This window comes from Paenibacillus dendritiformis (assembly GCF_945605565.1).
Classification (GTDB): domain Bacteria; phylum Bacillota; class Bacilli; order Paenibacillales; family Paenibacillaceae; genus Paenibacillus_B; species Paenibacillus_B dendritiformis_A.
In genome coordinates this window covers 2,922,295-2,939,718 of the sequence record NZ_OX216966.1, presented here as the reverse complement: position 1 = coordinate 2,939,718, position 17,424 = coordinate 2,922,295, and the positions used below count along the sequence as shown (strand labels likewise).

14 protein-coding genes are annotated in these 17,424 nt (G+C 58.7%); 4 read left to right on the top strand and 10 right to left on the bottom strand.

Annotated elements, in window-relative coordinates; translation table 11 throughout:
• Nucleotides 1–31: 31 nt before the first annotated feature.
• Nucleotides 32–1,933, bottom strand: a complete 1,902-nt coding sequence (locus NNL35_RS12900; RefSeq protein WP_006680125.1) for a bifunctional homocysteine S-methyltransferase/methylenetetrahydrofolate reductase — start codon at nt 1,931–1,933, stop codon at nt 32–34.
• Nucleotides 1,934–2,157: 224 nt separating this feature from the next.
• Nucleotides 2,158–4,968: a calcium-translocating P-type ATPase, SERCA-type gene (locus NNL35_RS12895; protein ID WP_006680124.1), complete on the bottom strand. Its 2,811-nt coding sequence runs from the start codon at nt 4,966–4,968 to the stop codon at nt 2,158–2,160.
• A gap of 220 nt (nt 4,969–5,188) precedes the next feature.
• Between NNL35_RS12895 and NNL35_RS12890 the strand changes: the two genes are divergently transcribed.
• The 3 genes from NNL35_RS12890 (at nt 5,189) to NNL35_RS12880 (ending at nt 8,922) form a co-directional block, all read left to right on the top strand.
• Nucleotides 5,189–7,015, top strand: a complete 1,827-nt coding sequence (locus NNL35_RS12890) for an Rqc2 family fibronectin-binding protein (RefSeq protein ID WP_006680123.1) — start codon at nt 5,189–5,191, stop codon at nt 7,013–7,015.
• 654 nt (nt 7,016–7,669) lie between these two features.
• Nucleotides 7,670–7,990 carry a transposase gene (locus NNL35_RS12885; RefSeq protein WP_254552909.1) on the top strand — a complete coding sequence of 107 codons (321 nt, stop codon included), beginning with the start codon at nt 7,670–7,672 and terminating at the stop codon, nt 7,988–7,990.
• 11 nt (nt 7,991–8,001) lie between these two features.
• Nucleotides 8,002–8,922 (top strand): IS3 family transposase, encoded by a 921-nt coding sequence (locus NNL35_RS12880; protein ID WP_276540147.1) that lies wholly within the window; start codon nt 8,002–8,004, stop codon nt 8,920–8,922.
• A gap of 521 nt (nt 8,923–9,443) precedes the next feature.
• On the opposite strand, the gene NNL35_RS12875 is transcribed toward NNL35_RS12880, so the two are convergent.
• Together NNL35_RS12875 and NNL35_RS12870 are read right to left on the bottom strand one after the other, a co-directional pair.
• Nucleotides 9,444–10,385 carry a PHP domain-containing protein gene (locus NNL35_RS12875; protein WP_006680030.1) on the bottom strand — a complete coding sequence of 314 codons (942 nt, stop codon included), beginning with the start codon at nt 10,383–10,385 and terminating at the stop codon, nt 9,444–9,446.
• On the bottom strand, nt 10,382–11,296 hold the full coding sequence (locus NNL35_RS12870; RefSeq protein WP_050979511.1) for a selenium metabolism-associated LysR family transcriptional regulator: 915 nt from the start codon (nt 11,294–11,296) through the stop codon (nt 10,382–10,384). Before NNL35_RS12870 ends, NNL35_RS12875 begins: the two co-directional genes overlap by 4 nt.
• A 46-nt stretch (nt 11,297–11,342) precedes the next feature.
• On the opposite strand from NNL35_RS12870, the gene NNL35_RS12865 reads away from it, so the two are divergent.
• On the top strand, nt 11,343–11,498 hold the full coding sequence (locus NNL35_RS12865; RefSeq protein ID WP_254553390.1) for a hypothetical protein: 156 nt from the start codon (nt 11,343–11,345) through the stop codon (nt 11,496–11,498).
• An 89-nt stretch (nt 11,499–11,587) separates the two neighbouring features.
• Here the strand turns inward: NNL35_RS12865 and NNL35_RS12860 are convergent, their stop codons facing one another.
• The 6 genes from NNL35_RS12860 to NNL35_RS12835 form a co-directional block, all read right to left on the bottom strand.
• The gene (locus NNL35_RS12860) at nt 11,588–12,025 is read right to left on the bottom strand and encodes a hypothetical protein (protein ID WP_040734542.1); all 438 of its coding nucleotides are present in this window, start codon (nt 12,023–12,025) and stop codon (nt 11,588–11,590) included.
• 408 nt (nt 12,026–12,433) lie between these two features.
• Nucleotides 12,434–12,697: a YlbG family protein gene (locus NNL35_RS12855; protein WP_006680027.1), complete on the bottom strand. Its 264-nt coding sequence runs from the start codon at nt 12,695–12,697 to the stop codon at nt 12,434–12,436.
• Nucleotides 12,698–12,730: 33 nt separating this feature from the next.
• Nucleotides 12,731–13,183 carry a YlbF/YmcA family competence regulator gene (locus NNL35_RS12850; protein ID WP_006680026.1) on the bottom strand — a complete coding sequence of 151 codons (453 nt, stop codon included), beginning with the start codon at nt 13,181–13,183 and terminating at the stop codon, nt 12,731–12,733.
• Between the two features lie 26 nt (nt 13,184–13,209).
• Complete coding sequence (locus NNL35_RS12845) at nt 13,210–15,195, bottom strand: helicase-associated domain-containing protein (RefSeq protein WP_006680025.1); 1,986 nt, start codon at nt 15,193–15,195, stop codon at nt 13,210–13,212.
• Nucleotides 15,155–16,840: a DNA repair helicase XPB gene (locus tag NNL35_RS12840; protein WP_006680024.1), complete on the bottom strand. Its 1,686-nt coding sequence runs from the start codon at nt 16,838–16,840 to the stop codon at nt 15,155–15,157. The genes NNL35_RS12845 and NNL35_RS12840 overlap by 41 nt, the downstream gene beginning before the upstream one ends.
• A 104-nt stretch (nt 16,841–16,944) precedes the next feature.
• Entirely contained in the window at nt 16,945–17,373 is a 429-nt protein-coding gene (locus NNL35_RS12835; RefSeq protein ID WP_006680023.1) for a CBS domain-containing protein, read from the bottom strand.
• Between the last annotated feature and the right edge of the window lie 51 nt (nt 17,374–17,424).

Sequence of the window (17,424 nt, the reverse complement as noted above, 5' to 3'; positions counted from 1 at the left end):
GGTACCACATCCATTATCCTATTTTAATTCATTACGTATGCCGATACAAGGGGTCGGTCAGGCGTTCCGCTTTTTGCCACACATGCTCCGTCAGTTCGGCGGTCATCTCGTAGAACATGAACGGGGTCATGAAGTAGATTCCGTTGAAATGCTTCATCGCCACATCCAGCAGCTCCTTGGCGATGGCGACGCCCTCCCGGCGCCCGCTCTCGCCCTCGAGCCCCTTCATTCGTTCCCGCACCTCGTCCGAGAGATGGATGCCCGGCACTTCATTATGAAGATATTCCGCGTTCCGCCCGCTTGCCAGCGGCATGATGCCGAGGAAGACCGGCACATTCAAATGCTTCGTTCCTTCCGCAATCCGTTCGATCAGGGAAGCATCATATACCGGCTGCGTCATGATATAGTCCGCGCCGGCCTCGATTTTGCGCTCCAAGCGTTCGATCGCCTTGTTCAAATGCTTCACGTTCGGATTGAACGCCGCCCCGACGACGAAATTCGCACGCTGCTTGAGCGCCTTGCCCGAGAAGGCGAGCCCCGCATTCAGCTGCTTGATCATGCGGATAATTTCGAATGAGGTCAGATCATAGACCGAGCTGGAGTCGGGCAGATCGCCGAAGCGGGCCGGATCCCCGGTGACCGCGAGCACATGATCGATCCCGAGCGCATCCAGCCCCATCATATGGGACTGCGTACCGATAAGGTTGCGATCCCGGCAGGCGATATGGATGAGCGGCCGGATGCCGATCTTGTCAAGCGCCAAATACCCGAGCGCCATGTTGCTCATTCGAGTGACCGCAAGCGAGTTGTCCGCCAGCGTCAGCGCGTCGGCCCCCGCATCCTTCAGCGCCTGGGCGCCCAGCATGAATTTGGCGATATCCAGATCGCGCGGCGGATCCAGCTCCACGATGACGGTGTGGCGTTGACGGACCGTATCGACAAGCGACGGCCCGCTTGCCGCCTTCCCCTGCCCGGACGCCGGCGCCGTGCCGCGCTCTCCGATCTCAAGGGGCGGAACGGCCTGGACCTGAGCCTCCTCCTCGGCCAGCGTCGGGAGAGCCGGAGCCGGAGCGTTCGCCAGCGCCTGCGCTATCGCCTGAATATGCTCCGGCGTCGTGCCGCAGCAGCCTCCGATAATGCGCGCGCCCAATTCGGCAAAGCGAACGGCGCTCTCTGCCATATAGTCGGCCGTAGCCACGAAGTTGTACCTTCCGTCCACATAATCCGGCAGACCGGCGTTCGGGAAGGCCGACATCGGCAGCGCCAGCCGGCCGGTGAGATCTTCCATCGCCCGCATCAGGCCGTTCGGCCCCATGCGGCAGTTCAAGCCGACGACATCTGCGCCTTCCTCGCGAAGCAGGCGGAACGCATCCAGCAGACGAAGACCGTCCTTCGTCCGATGCGACTCCTCGACCGCGAATTGGCAGATGATCGGAATCCGGTCGTCCAAGGCGCGCACGATCTGAACCGCCAGCTTCATTTCCTCCATATCATAGAACGTCTCGAACATGATCCCGTCGACGCCCTCTTCCAGCAAGGCCGACAGCTGCTCGGTATAGTCGCGTTTGACCTGATCCGTCTCGATATTTTCCCGCTTGCCGGCACGGATCGAGCCCAACGCCCCTACTACATAGGCTTGGCCTCCCGCCGCCTCGCGCGCCAGCCGGGCCGCGGCGCGGTTAATCGCCTTCACCTGCTTCTCCATCCCATGCTTCGACAGCTTCTCGCGGTTCGCCGTAAATGTATTCGTCTCCAGGAGCCGGGCGCCTGCGCTCACGTATTCGCGGTGTATGTCCCGGATCCGTTCCGGCTCGCTGATATTGAGCGATTCATAGGAGATCCCTACCGGGTAACCCAATTGATATAAATAGGTGCCCATGGCCCCGTCACCGACAATAATTTCCCCTTGCAGCACTTGACGCAAGTCCTTCATCCCGTCTCCACCCTTCTCCCAATTTGTCTATATCTGCGTCATCTACCCCATTTTATCAAGAAACGGCGCTTCTTGAAATAAAAGACGCTCCGACGGGAGCGTCTTCAGTGCATCGGTGTAGTTCACAGCTTATGCCGCCGGACAGATGCCGGCACGGTAGCCGCCGCAGCGTCCTCCGGTCAATTTCCTCCCATCATACCGCAAAATGAATAAAAATACTATGCTTAAGCCGCATGCCGCTTCGGATAAGCGGGTCTGCCGCCGGAAGGCTTCTTCTTCTGGCCGCTCATCACCGAGCCGATGCCGAGCAGGAAGGTCGGTATCCCGGCCATGACGAACGTAATCGCCCAATCCCGGAAGCCGAGCGGAACCGTCTTGAATATCGGCTGAAGCGGTTCGATATACAGCACCCCAAGCAGCAGAATCAAGGAAGAAATCACCGCGAGCACCAGATACTTATTTTGGAAAAGATTGCGATGGAAAATCGAACGCGAGCTCCGGCAATCGAAGACGTGGATGAGCTGGGCGAGCACCAAGGTGGAGAAGGCGACCGTCTGCGCCTTCGTCAGTTGCTCGGCGCTGCCGGGATCAACCGACAGCGTCAGCCAGAACGCGATCAGCGTACAGACGCCGATAAGAATGCCGCGGCTGATGATTTTCCAGCCGAGACGTCGGGCGAAGATGTTCTCCTTGGCGGAACGCGGCCGATGCTCCATCAGATCCTTCTCCGGCTGATCGACGCCGAGCGCCATCGCCGGCAATCCGTCGGTTACAAGATTGACCCACAGAATCTGAATCGGCACGAGCGGCAGCGGCAGCCCCATCATCATCGCCAGGAACATGACCAGAATCTCGCCTACATTGGAAGCGAGCAAATAGCGGATGAACTTGCGGATGTTCTCATAGATCCCGCGTCCTTCTTCGATGGCGGCGACGATCGTGGCGAAGTTGTCATCGCTCAGAATAAGCGAAGAAGCTTCCTTGGACACATCCGTGCCGGCAATGCCCATCGCGATGCCGATATCCGCGGCTTTGATCGCTGGCGCGTCGTTCACTCCATCGCCGGTCATCGCGACGACATGTCCTTGACGCTGCAATGATTTGACGATGCGCAGCTTATGCTCCGGCGACACGCGGGCATAGACATAGACGTTGTCGACGACTTTGTCCAGTGCTTCGTCATCCATCCCGGCCAGTTGGGCCCCGTTCACGCTCATGCCGCCCCGGGGGATGATGCCAAGCTGATTCGCGATCGCTTCCGCCGTCGTCTGATGATCTCCGGTAATCATCACGGTCTTGATGCCGGCGCGGCGGCACAGGCTGATCGCTTCGCGGACTTCGCGGCGCGGCGGATCGATCATGCCGGCCAGCCCGACGAACACGAGCTGCGACTCGGCTTCCGCTTCATCATGAATCGTCTCATGCGGCTTCAGCTCGCGGTACGCCAGGCCGAGTACGCGCAAAGCCTGCTTCGCCATCCCCTCGTTCTCCGCCAGCACCTTCTGCTTCAGCGTGCCGGTGAACGGAACCACCTTGCCGTCCCACAGCATATATTTGCAGCGATCCAGCAGCACATCCGGCGCGCCCTTGGTCAAAACATGGCGTCCTCCCTGATGCGTGACGACGACCGACATCCGCTTGCGCTCGGAATCGAACGGGTACTCCTGCGTCCGTTCATACATGCCTTGCAGCGCCCTCGGCGTCATGCCCAACTTGGCCGCGAGGACGAGCAGCGCGCCTTCCGTCGGATCGCCTGCAACGTTCCAGACGGCCTTGAGGTCTTCCGGCTCGGCCGCTTTGTCTCCCTTGCGTTCCTTTTTTGCCGCACGCAGCTCCTCCGGATAGGTTTCCGTCAGGCTCGCATTATTACAGAGCGCGCTAATCTGCAGGAAGCGGCGCAGCTCCTGATCATGCTTGAGCTCGATCGGCTTCCCCTTCTCGCACACCTGGCCGTTCGGCTCGAAGCCTTCTCCGCTCACCTCCAGCAGGCGTCCGCCAAGCCACATCCGGGTCACCGTCATTTTATTCTGGGTCAGCGTTCCTGTCTTGTCGGAGCAAATGACGGAGGCGCAGCCCAGCGTCTCCACCGAAGGCAGCTTGCGCACGATCGCTTTGCGCTTGATCATGCGCTGGACTCCAAGCGACAGCGCAATCGTCACGATGGCCGGCAGCCCTTCCGGTATGGCGGCGACCGCCAGGCTGACTCCGGCCAGGAACATGGCGAGGGCGTCCTGGCCGTGCATGATGCCCGCGACGACGACCATGACGGTGAGGACGAGCGCCACGATGATGAGCATCTTCCCCAGCTGTTCCAGGCGATGCTGCAGCGGCGTATCCATCGTTTCTGTATTTTCAATCAGATGAGCGATGTTGCCCATCTCGGTATCCATTCCCGTGCGAATGACGACGCCCTTCCCGGTCCCCCGCGTCACCATCGTTCCCATGAAGCCGATATTTTTCTGGTCTCCGAGGGGCAGCTCCGCTTCCGAAATCCGTTGATGATGCTTGCTGACCGGAACCGACTCGCCCGTCAGAGTCGATTCCTCGACATAGCAGCTATTGGTCTCCACCCAGCGAATATCCGCCGGAACGCGATCGCCGCTCTCCAGCAGAACGATATCGCCGGGAACGAGCTGCTTGGCGGGAATGTGGGTTACGGTACCGGAGCGCATCACTTTGGCCGTCGGCGCGGACAGCTGCTTCAAGGCGGACAAGGAGCGCTCGGCCCGGAACTCCTGAATGAATCCAAGCACGCCGTTCAGCAAAATAATCGCGATAATCGTAATCGAATCCAAATATTCGCCGAGCATGCCCGAGACGAGAGTCGCCCCCGCCAAAATGAGCACCATGAAATCTTTGAATTGATTCAAAAATAACGTTATCGGCGAAACGCGCCGCCCTGCCGACAGCTCGTTGGCTCCGTATCGTTCCCTTCGCGCCGCCGCTTCTTCCTCAGTCAACCCTTGATCGGCGTGGACCCCCAACGTTTTCAGCAAGTCTTCGGTCGTTGACTGGTGCCACTTTAATTGATCCATTGGTACGTTCCCCTTTCCTCCCGTATGATGGCCCTCTTTGGCGGGACAATCCAACTCGTCCAAAGAAACGGTCTTCAGGGTAAATTTATTCGGACGAGTCGGAAAATATCCCAATATGAACACGGAACTCTTAAGTTTTGTCCAAAAATATGGCATCATAGGGAGATAAGGCAAATGAGCGGGAAGCCGACCCCGGCCCCGCAAGATAGGAGCAATCAATATGGCATTGGATGGAATCGTTACCCGCGCCCTTGCGCATGAATTGCAGCAGACCATCGGCGCGCGCATTCATAAAATTTATCAGCCGACCGAGCATGACATCGTGCTTCATATCCGGGCAGCGGGACGGAATCGCAAGCTGCTGCTGTCCGCCAACCCAACTTACCCGCGGGTGCATTTTACTGAAGAAAGCTTCACCAATCCGCCGGAGCCGCCCATGTTCTGCATGCTGATGCGCAAATATTGCGAGAGCGGCATTATCGAGCGGGTGGAGCAGATCGGGAGCGAGCGAATACTGCACTTCCGCGTCCGCCAACGGGACGAGCTGGGGGATGAGGCGATCAAAACGATCGTCGTGGAGCTGACGGGACGCCACAGCAATATTATTTTGCTTGATGCGGCGACCGGCGCCATCGTGGACGGCATCCACCATGTGACCCCGTCCATCAGCAGCTACCGCATCGTCATGCCGGGCTTCGCTTATACGGCTCCCCCGGAGCAGCATAAGGCCGATCCGCTTGGCACAGACTCGGAGCAGTTCCTGGGATGGTGGGAGGAAGCCGAGGCAGAGCACGCCGCGGATCAAGCCCCCGCGCCATTGGGCGAAGCCGGGGCGAGCCGGGGTCTCCTGGCCAAGCAGGCGGCCAAGTGGCTCGTTAACCGCTTCTCCGGGGTCAGCCCCCGGCTCGCGGAGGAGATGGTCTACCGCGCCGGTGCAGGCAAGGCGGAAGCGGCTGCGGACAGGCTTCTCGACGGGAAGGCACTGTGGGAAATCTTCTCCCGCATGATGGAAGAGGTGCGAGGCCATCGTTACGAGCCCACGCTCGTAGAGGATGAAGCCGGCAAGTCGTACTTCTCGGCGCTGCCGCTTACGCATATCAAGGGGACCCGGACCGCCTATCCGACGATGAGCGCCTGCATGGAGGCCTTCTACGGCGATAAGGCCGAACGGGACATGATTAAGCAGCGCGTGGGCGACTTGTCCCGCTTCCTCCAGCAGGAGCATGACAAAAACACAAAAAAGCTGGAGAAGCTGCAGGCAACGTTGGAGGAAGCGAAGGATGCGGATCGCTACCGGGTGATGGGCGAGCTGCTGTTCGCCTCGCTCCATATGCTTCGCAAGGGAGACGCCTCGGTCGAGCTTCCGAATTACTATGATGAGGATGGAGGCATGATCACGATCCCGCTCGACCCGCTGCTCTCGCCATCCGACAATGCACAGCGCTATTTCAAGAAGTACAACAAGGCGAAGAATAGCATCGCCGTCGTGCAGGAGCAGATGCGCGCGGCCGAGGAAGAGAACCGCTACTTCGACATGCTGCTGCATCAGCTTGCGGGAGCCAATCTGCAGGATGCGCAGGAGATTCGGGAGGAGCTTGTCCAGGAAGGCTATTTGCGCGATCGGGAACGGAAGGGCAAGCGCAAGAAAAAGGACGGGCGGCCGACGATATACTGCTACACCTCCTCCGAGGGCATTCCGATCTACGTCGGCAAGAACAATTTGCAAAATGAGTATGTCACCAACCGGCTGGCCCAGCCGAACGACACATGGCTCCACACGAAAGACATTCCCGGATCCCATGTCGTCATCCGGAGCGACCAATTCGGGGACGCCACCTTGGAGGAAGCGGCCCAGTTGGCGGCCTATTTCAGCCAAGGCAAGCATTCCAGCCTCGTCCCCGTCGATTATACGCTCATCCGCCATGTCCGCAAGCCGAACGGGGCGAAGCCGGGATTCGTCATCTACGAGCGGCAGAAGACGCTCTTCATTACGCCGGACGCCGACCGGGTCGGACTGCTTCCGGTCACCGTCAAGACTAACGGTTGAGCAAGCAAGCGCAGCAAGACGCCTGGACAACGGAACCGATAGGTTCCTTCGTTCCAGGCGTCTTATTTGTTCCCATACATGTCTCCGCTCCTGCTTCCGTGTCTGTTCCCGTAACCCCTGTCTCCGTTCCTCCTGCCGTATCTGTTCCCGTTTCGGTAGAATATGCTCCCTTTCGGACGCTGGCCTTCTCGGTCCGGTGTCTTGAGCATGTCTTGAGAATGTCTGTAGCATGCTTGGGTCATGTCCGGGACAGTTCGGGAATGTCTGTCCCCGGCGTGTGTCGGGTACAGGGACGGAATATGTGTCTTCGGAACGCTCCAGTACAAGTGCGGGATGTCTGTCTCCCGAGTGTGCCGGGTACAGGGACGGAATATGTATCTTCGGAACGTCTCCAGTACAGGTAAGGAATATACGTCTCCGGAGCAGTCAGGCGAAAAGAAGCGGCGGCGATGGCCGAAATCCTGCAAAATTACATCTTTTCAAGACACCGCAGAAGCACGGCGAACGATTCCTGCAAAACTGCATCTTTTTCCCGCTCAACCACACATTTAGGGCTCAAAAGGCGTAGATTCCTGCACTTTCTCCTAGGCCCCCTAATTAAACTGGAGCTCTTGGCCCCAATATTATAAGCTGTTATCAGAGGGGGTAATAAGTATGGGAAAGCACTTTAGCAAAGAAATACGCTTGGAAATCGTAAAGGAAGCACTGGCCGGCATTAAGGTGGGAACTCTCGCCCGAATGTACGGTGTACATCCGGAGACTATACGTGTTTGGGTTAGAGACCACCGTGACGAAATTAGTCAAGAGGAGATACCTGCAGCAGACGAGCATCTGCAAGAACTCCGTCGACTTCAAGAGGTGGAGGCCAAGTTCGAACAGGCAAAAAAGCTCCTGGGTGAAAAAGAACTTGAGATCGAAATCCTGCGAGAACTCGTAAAAAAGAAGAACCCCGCTTATCTGAAAGACTTGAAGTAGCAGAATCGTTTATTAAGCGGGGGCATGCAACAGCTAAGGTTCTGCGTATCCTAAAAGTTCACGAATCGACGTACTATGGCCGGAAGAAACGAGAGGCATCCAACACCGAAGAACGTGCTTCATGCGGCCTAAAAGGGCGTCCTGTACCTGGATTTTCCTCTACGAACACGGGCCGGAAAGTTGCAGATGAACAGATTAAAGAATGGATGCTCGAACTCCTGGAAGGAGAAGAGCACGTGTATGGGTACAAGAATTTGGCGCTGTGCCTCCGCAGACAACGTGGCTTGATCCTAAACAAGAAAAAGGCGTACCGCATTTGCAAGGAGTTAGGAATTCTTCAGAAACAACGAAAGAAAACAAGCAAACATCCTCGCAGAGTACCGAGAAACCGAACGGTAACCGGGGTGAATCAGCTATGGCAAATTGACATTAAATATGGGTACGTGGTTGGGCGTCAGCGATTCTTTTTCGTGCTCAGTATCATCGACGTATTTGACCGCGTCGTCGTCGGACAATACCGGGGTTCCGTCTGTGAGGCCAAGCACGTCGTGCAGACACTATGCCGTGCGCTGCAAGAACGTCTGAATCCCGGCGATGACTTACCTACCATCCGCACCGACAACGGGCCTCAGTTTGTCAGCAAGCTGTTTGGTGATACGTGCGAGAGTCTGGAGATCGTCCATGAACGGATCCCGCCGCGTAGCCCGAATATGAACGCGTACATTGAGTCATTTCATAGCATACTCGAACGTGATCTGTTCAGCCTGACGGAATTTATGACATTTGAAGAGGCCTATGAAGCACTTGATCGTTATATGGATTTCTACAACAACCGCAGAATGCATGGTAGCCTAAAGAGCATGTCACCATCGCAATTCTCGAAGTGGGTCATGACGCTGGAAGACCGATCAAAATATCATCGGGCCATGTAATCACGCGAAATAGGAAGCAATTCTAAGAACGCATATTTTTTGGTGGGCATGACCCCAGATATGAGGGGCCTAGCCGCTTTTGCAGGATTTTCCACCGAATCGGCCGTCCCCCTTGAAAAATACTGCACTTTTGCAGGATTGCATGCCGCAGAACGTTCAACTCAGAACGTTCACCTCAGATTGTTCAACTTAGATGTTCAACTCAGATTGTTCAACTCAGAAAATTCGACTCAGAACGTACAAACGAAGAAGGTTCAACACTGAGCGTAACAACAAACGCAAGCACGAACGCAAGGCTGAAAGGTAAGTTCTAAAGTAAACTCAAAGATAAACCCAAACGTAAAACGGGAGCGCAGCGGCTTCGACCGTGACGTGTGACGGATACTTGGCGCAGGGGCCAAGGCGGGGCTAAGGCTTGACGAGGCTGTCAGGAACAGCCCGCGCACACAGAAGCGGCCGCCGCCCCCCGCGACAGCCTGCGCGCGCCCCTCTCCAGAGGGAGGACGGAGATCTGCCGCGGGTCAATCCCGCCCGCTTCGCTCCCGCAAGCGCCGGACGGTTTCCAGCCCGACGCGCCGGCCGCCGAGCGCGCCATGGAACACCTTCCCCTGCCGCGCGCCATGGAAGTCCGAGCCGGCGGTCGCGATCAGGCCGTGCCGCTCCGCCAACTGCAAATACCGCTCCGCGTCTGCGGCCGAATGATCCGAATGCCATACTTCGATTCCGTCCCATGGCGACTCATCCAGCAGCCGTGCGACCAGCTCGTCATTGCCGTAGATGCCCGGATGAGCAAGCACGGCGGCGCCTCCCGCTTCCTTAATCCAGCGCACCGCCTCGCTAGGCCGGATGCGGGGCGGATTGACGTACGCCGCCCCGCCGACGCCGATATAACGCTCGAACGCCTCCTGCATGTCGCGAACCGCGCCGCGCCGGACGAGAGCGTCCGCGATATGCGGGCGGCCCACCGTCTCTCCCGGCGACAGCGGACGACGTAGGCCAGACAGGACCTCCTCCATCGTCAACGGAATGCCCAGCTCGTTCAGCTTGGCGATCAGCATCTCGTTGCGGCGGTCCCGGACCGCGCGCAGCTCGCTTAACCGCTGCAGGAACCGCTCGTCCTCCACCCGCACGAAATAGCCCAGCACATGGATATCGATGCCTTCCTCGACCGTGCTGATCTCGACGCCGGGCACAATCTCGATGCCCCAGCGCCGGCCGGCGGCGAGCGCCTCGCCAATGCCGGCCACCGTGTCGTGATCGGTAATCGCCAACGCCTCCAGCCCGGCCTCCTTCGCCAAGCGGACATTCTCTTCCGGCCGGGTCATTCCGTCGGAAGCCTCCGTATGGCTGTGCAGATCCGCTCCCCCGGTCCGGACGGGGGAACCGCCGGCGCCTTCCATCGCCGCCAGCCGCGGCTCCTCCGCCTGCGCTGAAGCGGGAATAGCATGTTGTGAATCAGTCATGGCAACCACTCCTTTTCTTGTCGGGTACGCAAATAGGTCATAAAGGTCGTTGCCGGCAGCGACAGCAGACCGGCTTGGGCGTGCACCGCATAGAACTGCCGCTTGATGCGAAGCGACTCGATGCGGAGCACATGGACCAGGCCCAGCGCCTGTTCGTGACGGACGACGGACGGCGAGAGCATCGTGATGCCGATGCCCGCCTCTACCGCCGATTTGACCGCGCCGGTGCTGCCCAGCTCCATGACGACCCGCAGCTTGGCGGGATCGGCCCCGCACGCGCGCAGCGCCTCCTCCATCACGATGCGCGTTCCCGAGCCGGTCTCGCGCAGCACGAACGGATACTGCATCACATCCTCCAGCCGAACCTTCTCCGCATTCATGAGCGGATGATCGCGCGGGGTAATGAGCATAAGCTCATCTTCCATCACCGCTTCGACATGGATATCCGTCTCCGTCACCGGCGCCTCGACGAGGCCAAGATGCAGATGCTGCGAACGGACGCCGGCCACAATCTGGGACGTGTTCATAATCTGAAGCTGGATATCCAGCTGCGGATGCTGCTTCGCGAACGCCCCCAGCAGATGGGGCAGCGCGTATTCGCCAATCGTCAGGCTGGCGGCCAGCTTCAATCTGCCCTGCAGATCAAGCGTATAGTTGGACATCATCTCTTCGGTCTCGCGAACGAGATCGAGACAACGCTTCGCATAGGGCAGCAGCTTCTGCCCTGCCTCGGACAGATTGAGCTTCTTCGTCGAGCGGTGCAGCAGCTTTGTGCCGAAATATTCCTCAAGCGCCTGAATTTGCATCGTCACTGCGGGCTGGGTCATATGCAGCGTCTGTGCCGCCGCGGAGAAGCTCCCCCGTGTGGCAACCGTATAGAAAATATGAAGCTGATGGAAACTCAACCCCATGCGTCCTTCATCCTCTCCCATGGACTCTCTCCCCCATTATACTCCAATGGGAGCGAACATTAGAAAGTCTGCCGTGAAGCTCGCTCCGAGGCAGGCGGCAGCGGTCCGGGATGCTCGCCCCGGGGCGGGCGGCAGCGCGGCGGGAGCCGTTTTCCAGATTCGCGCTGTCCGCCCGATCCGGCGCACCTTTTCCCCGCAATAAAATGACCGTCCCCGGCAGGGAACGGCCTCCTATGCACTGGCGTATGTTGTACAGAGCTGCCTATACGGCGCGCTTCGGGAAGCGCCCCGCTACTTGCGCTTGCGGCTGTTCTTCACGAGCGTCATGCGGCGGGAATGACGGAGCCAGGAATAGTAGGTCTTCAAATCCCGCAGTTCCATCGTCTCCGACATTTTGCCAAGAAACGTAACGACAATCATCTTCATCATCGGCTCTCCCGCCAGATCGAAATCCCGATCGGAAGGAGTAAATTCCGCCACCACGACCAAGTCTCCGTCAATCAGAAACACATCCTGCTCGTTGCGGTAGTAAGGAGCGATCCGTTCCTGCTTCAGACAATCCCACATAAACGCGGCGATCGATTCGGTATCGGCATCTGTCTTGGCAATCCGATCTACCCAGCGGGATCTGGCATGATGGGTGATGACGATATCAGCCACCTTGTTATCCCCTAACAAGACATAAAAAGGTTCATACGTGCTCCATCGTTCCATGACTTTATCTCTCACTGGTACCACTCTCCACCACGTTAGGTCTTTTTGTCTATGTATATTTACCCAATATATTACATGAAGCGGAACCCGTTCTCAAGTTCACACTGCTCTTTCCAGGCCTGTTTTAGCACAAGATTAACAAAGTGTTCCAAAAAAGACACATTCTCCAATCTTTTCTTGTGCCGTTTTCACTTTTTTTCTGCGAATCAGCACTTCCCGAACGAGTGTGGCGAGCAATCTTTGCCGCATAAACGCCTGCCGCAACGGACCGGCAACAACCGGCAGCAGACTGACAACAGGCCGGCAGCAGCTCGGTCGCAGACGGACACCCTCCCGAAGGGAGTCCGGAGTGGAGCGAACGTCCGTAACAAAAAGACCTATTCCAATAGTAGGAATAGGTCGGTGTAGTCTGTATCCATGCTCTTACATTCCGAAATATTGGGTCTTGTCTTGCGTATCCCCGCTATACTCCGTCTTGATTTCGTTCCGGTACGAGCGTTCGATTTTTTTGACGTAATTCAAGCGGCGAATATTCTTCACCGTATCCTCGGCTCGATCCGAGTTGACATACAGAACGGCATAGTGCATTTTCCGTGAAATATAGTGAAGCGTACCGTATTTGTCCAGATTCCGGGCCGCCTTCACATCGGTGACCCATATAATATATCCCGTTCGTTCAGGAAACATAATTCTCCTCGCTTTCCCCCGAATGAAGGCTGGCTAAGAGCAGCTGCTGCAGCCGCCACTGCATCCTCCGCTTCCGCAGCCTTTTGATGGCAGCGGGTCGTTGCCGGGTACTTTGATCGTATCGGAGACCGCATGGGCAATCACCTCTGACAGTCCATGAAGCAGCTCGTCCAGCGCTTTCTCCGCCTCCTTAAAGCGGGCCACTTCGTCAATCGCGTCCAGCTGCGCCTGCACGGCCATCACTTCATCCTTCGCCCGGTGATAATCCGGATGGAAATGTCCGAAGCGCTCCGTCTCCTCGAACAGCTCCTTCTTGCGAGCGAATTCGCGAACGAGACGATCGACCTCCGCATTCTGCTCCATACGTTCTTTCCAATATAGATATTCGGCTACTTCCACCGACTGGTTAATCATATCGCCCAATTGGTAAGCGTTCGTGAGCAGAACGGCCATGTCGACAACGGATTCATACTGTCCTACTGACATGTTATCACGCTCAATTCTTATCTAGATTACCGGCTTGATCCAGGGCAACCTGCGGGAAGCACCAGCCGCTGCCGCTCCCAATCGGCCGGGGACCATGTCTTCAGCTCTGCCGTGTCTCTCTCGCCGGCATCATAAGCTTCCAACAGCCACGCTCCCTTCTCTCCGTCCCGGATTCTGACGGGAATAAGCGTGGCGCACTGCCCCGACTGCTCCACTTCGATGGGGGTCAAGAGCCGAATGGCCGTCGACACCAGATCCTTCTGTGTGGAAGCATGATAGGAACGCAGCGTTCTTGTCCATTGGCCGGGCACCTCCCGATAAGGCGCCGCCATTTCTTCACCAAGCAGCGGTTCGGTTTCCATTTCATAATACTGCAACGGAGAAGGGCTGTAAACCATTGCTTTCCCCGCTTCCTCCATTAACGCCCCCAAGTCGGCGGAAGCTTCCTCCCATACCGATATCATGGCGTCCGTCTCCTCCTTCCCGGCCCATTGGCGCAGAGGCGCGATTCCCGCCTTATCCAGCGTCTTCCCCAGCTCGCGGGCGCGATCCCGATCGACGATGAAGTCCCGATCCCCGATCGGCTCGATTCCGGCCAGGCCGGAAGGTTCGCGGAGCAGCGCCTCCTTCACTTCCGCCGCGACATCGCTGTCCTCACAGCGAAGCAGCATCACTTCGGCGAAGCGGACGCGGCCATATTGCAAGCTCCACAGCTCCATCGCATCCTGAATATTTTCGGGCACGCCCGACCAGGCATGCGCCTCCATGAAGCGCAAGACGGACTCCATCGTCCGCCCATGCTCCACCCCTTGCTCGAACGAGGCTTTGGTCAACCGGTACACATCCATCTGATCGGTGCGGACGCATTCCGCGATCGCTTCCAGCTCCCACCGGAGATAGAACGGGGCGGCGGCGGGAAGCAATATTTCGAAATCCGGTTGAATGAAAAATCCCGGCCCTTCCGCCATTTCCTGTTCCGGGAGGCGGTAAGCCCACGCCCCTTCCTCCTGCTCCGGCCGAGCCAGATGACAGAAGCCGAACGCGTGGAAGGTTCGGAGCCAGCCGCGCAGCTGGCGCTCTGCCCGGGCCGCGTCCTCCGTGTCCAATAATCCGAGTCGTCTCAGCCTCCCAATGACCTCCCGTTCGCCATGCCAAGCTCCATCCGCTCCGATAAGGCGCACCGCCAGCACGAGATGGCGCAGCTGCGCATCCGCCGGCAAGTAATGCTCCTCCACCACGGACATCACCGCTTCGCGCCAGACCGACGGAGGAAGCCGCAGCCAGCGGGCCAGCTCCGGCTCATTCACCGCATACCGGTTCGCCTCCTTCTTCAGCAGGCCGAAGCGGAGCGCAATATCGATGACCAGGGCGAGCGGCAGCGGCAGCGCGTCGGCGAACGGATACTGCGCTCCCATATCATTCGGAAGCTCCGCGGCCGCCCATGGATTGAGCGCCGACAGCCGGGTGACGGCACGCTTGTGGAGTGTGCCCTTCGCCGTCAACGGCAGCCCTTCCTTCGCCGCGAAGGCAAGCAGGGAGAACAGGCCGAAGACGATGCCGCGTCCCGCTTCGAACACATCGCCTGCCGGTTCCAGGCCGGGCGTCTCCTCCTCTGGCTTCGGCCGTTCCGGATGACCGTCTTCCGCCTGGAGCTGTTCATCCAGCAGGCATCCCATCAGCTGAACATAAATATCCGACGGCAGGAAGAGCAGGCGTTCGCCCCACGCCCGCTTGACGCTCGCCACGAAGCCGCGTTCGGCGAGCGGGTCGCAAGCGGCCAGCAGCGCCGAACCGGCCGCCTCCGGCCCATGCCAGCTCAACAGCTTGTCCACCGTGAACGGGAGCGGGCCGGCTTGCTTCAGCATGAGCACCAGCGGAATCCGCAGCGGCGGCTGGAGCGCCCGGAACTCCTCCCGAATCGCATCCGGCCGCTGCGCATAACGCTCCCAGCAGCGGCGGGGCGCCGAGGCTTCATCCGGTTCCGTCCGCTTCAACAGCTGATTCGTGTTCAATGTTCTCTTCTCCCTCCTCGATAAGATAGCGGTAGCCCTGTTCCACCAGGAACAGCTGCCGCTTCAGCGCGTAATCCCGCTCTTTGGTCGCCTCGCTGACTACCGTATAGAAATAGGCCATCCGCCCGTCCTTCTTCGGACGCAGCAGCCTGCCGAGCCGCTGCGCTTCTTCCTGCCGGGAGCCGTAGCTGCCGGATACTTGAATCGCTACGGTCGCGTCCGGCAGATCGACGGCGAAGTTCGCTACCTTCGATACGATAAGCACCGGCAGCTCGCCTTGCTTGAACGCCTCATACAGACGCTGCCGCTCGGCCTGCGGTGTCTGCCCGGTAAGAACCGGGGCCTGCAAGGCTGCGGCCAATGCGTCAAGCTGGGATAAGTACTGTCCGATAACCAGCGTCGGCGCTCCCGGGTGGCGTGCGATGAGCTGCCGGACCGCCGGAATTTTGGCCCCGTTCTCCGCCGCGATGCGCGCCCGTTCGCGCAATCCGGTCTGCTGATAAGCGATGCGGGTCGCCGCACAGAGCGGAACCCTTACCTCCGTGCAGGTGACCTGGGCAATCCAGCCGGCCTCCTCCAGCTGTCTCCATGGCAGCTCGAACCGCTTCGGCCCGATGAGAGAGAACACGTCCCGCTCGCAGCCGTCCTCGCGCACAAGCGTCGCGGTCAGGCCGAGGCGCCGTGTCGCCTGCAGATCCGCCGTCGTCCGGAACACCGGCGCCGGCAGCAGATGGACCTCATCATAAATGATGAGCCCCCAGTCGCGCTCATGGAACAGACGCATATGGCTCCATTCGCCGTCTTTCTGCTGACGGTAGGTCATTATCTGATAGGTTGATATCGTCACGGGGCGCACCTGCTTGTCCGCCCCCGTATATTCGCCCACATGCTCGCTCTTCAATGTCGTCCGCTTCAGCAGCTCTTCCTTCCACTGCTTGACCGACGTCGCGTTCGAGGTGAGAATGAGCGTCTCGCTCTGCAGCGCCGACATCGCCGCCAGGCCGACGATCGTCTTGCCCGCTCCGCAGGGCAGCACGATGACGCCATCGCCGGCTGCCCGCGTCCCCGACCCGATGAACGCGGCGACCGCATCCTGCTGATAAGGCCGCAGGGAGAAGGATGAGCTCTCTTCCAGCTGGAACGAGAGCGGCTCTCCGTCGCGGAAGCCCAAACGGTCGATGACGGGATAACCCGCGCGCGCAAGGGCCCGCTTCAGCCGACCGCGGTGGCGGGTATGCACGAGCACCCGGCCTTGCTGCGGCCGGCCCGAGAACAGCGTGCCGACTTCCGCATCGTGCATGAATCGTTCGAGCGTCTTTTCATCCTCGGAGCGAAGGGTGAAGTGCGTCTCTTTATCCTCCCCTTCCAGAATGAACAGGCCGTACCTTCCCATCCACATCTCGATCTCCTGCTTGACCTTGATGGGCGTCGGGTACGTCGCGTACCGATCCAGCGTCTCCGTGACCGACTGGGCCGTGGCGCCGTTCGCGGCCGCATTCCACAATGTTATCGGCGTCATCCGGAACGTATGGATGCCCGCCGGATTCTTCATCAGCTCGGCGAACCGCTGCACGGCCGCCCGAATCTCCGGATAGTCCGGGCTCCGCTCGTTCACCAGCACCGTGCAATCCTGTTGTACCACCATTCGAAAAGATGCCTGAGCCAATCCTCTATCCCCTTTCTGTCCTGCAACACAAAAAAGTTCATCCGTCTCGGAAGAGAGGATGAACTTGCGCCGTCCAGCCTTACCTAGTGCGTATACGGCGATTGTTCGGAAATCTCGCTTAACGCCTCTCCCGCTTCATCCGCGAAATGCACGTGTATGGCAAGATCCCCAAGCGATACGATGCCGACCAGCTTGCCATCCTGCACGACCGGAAGACGCCGCACTTGGTGATCGGCCATCAATTCCGCCGTCTCATCAATGGTGGCCTCCGGGCCCACCGATATCACTTCTTCCGTCATCACGTCACGAACGGAAGTGGAGCCGGGGTGCTTCTCGGCCATCGCGCGAATGACGAGATCCCGGTCGGTAAGGACACCGATGAGGCGTTCGCCGTCTACGATCGGAATGAACCCGGTGTCGTGCTCCTTCATCTTGACTGCGGCTTCATAAATATTGTCCTGCGCCGTGCAGGTGACGATGGAATCCGTCATAATGTTCTCGATGTTTGGCATAATCATCCTCCTGTTCAACCATTAGGATAACCGTTATGCCTAGGAATTATG

What these genes read in the sequence shown, in the direction of transcription:
- NNL35_RS12835 (WP_006680023.1), bottom strand. Translation starts at nt 17,373, where the DNA reads ATGCCAAACATCGAGAACATTATGACGGATTCCATCGTCACCTGCACG.
- NNL35_RS12900 (WP_006680125.1), bottom strand. Translation starts at nt 1,933, where the DNA reads ATGAAGGACTTGCGTCAAGTGCTGCAAGGGGAAATTATTGTCGGTGAC.
- NNL35_RS12870 (WP_050979511.1), bottom strand. Translation starts at nt 11,296, where the DNA reads ATGGGGTTGAGTTTCCATCAGCTTCATATTTTCTATACGGTTGCCACA.
- NNL35_RS12840 (WP_006680024.1), bottom strand. Translation starts at nt 16,840, where the DNA reads ATGGTGGTACAACAGGATTGCACGGTGCTGGTGAACGAGCGGAGCCCG.
- NNL35_RS12890 (WP_006680123.1), top strand. Translation starts at nt 5,189, where the DNA reads ATGGCATTGGATGGAATCGTTACCCGCGCCCTTGCGCATGAATTGCAG.
- NNL35_RS12895 (WP_006680124.1), bottom strand. Translation starts at nt 4,968, where the DNA reads ATGGATCAATTAAAGTGGCACCAGTCAACGACCGAAGACTTGCTGAAA.
- NNL35_RS12875 (WP_006680030.1), bottom strand. Translation starts at nt 10,385, where the DNA reads ATGACTGATTCACAACATGCTATTCCCGCTTCAGCGCAGGCGGAGGAG.
- NNL35_RS12885 (WP_254552909.1), top strand. Translation starts at nt 7,670, where the DNA reads ATGGGAAAGCACTTTAGCAAAGAAATACGCTTGGAAATCGTAAAGGAA.
- NNL35_RS12850 (WP_006680026.1), bottom strand. Translation starts at nt 13,183, where the DNA reads ATGTCAGTAGGACAGTATGAATCCGTTGTCGACATGGCCGTTCTGCTC.
- NNL35_RS12855 (WP_006680027.1), bottom strand. Translation starts at nt 12,697, where the DNA reads ATGTTTCCTGAACGAACGGGATATATTATATGGGTCACCGATGTGAAG.
- NNL35_RS12865 (WP_254553390.1), top strand. Translation starts at nt 11,343, where the DNA reads ATGGGAGCGAACATTAGAAAGTCTGCCGTGAAGCTCGCTCCGAGGCAG.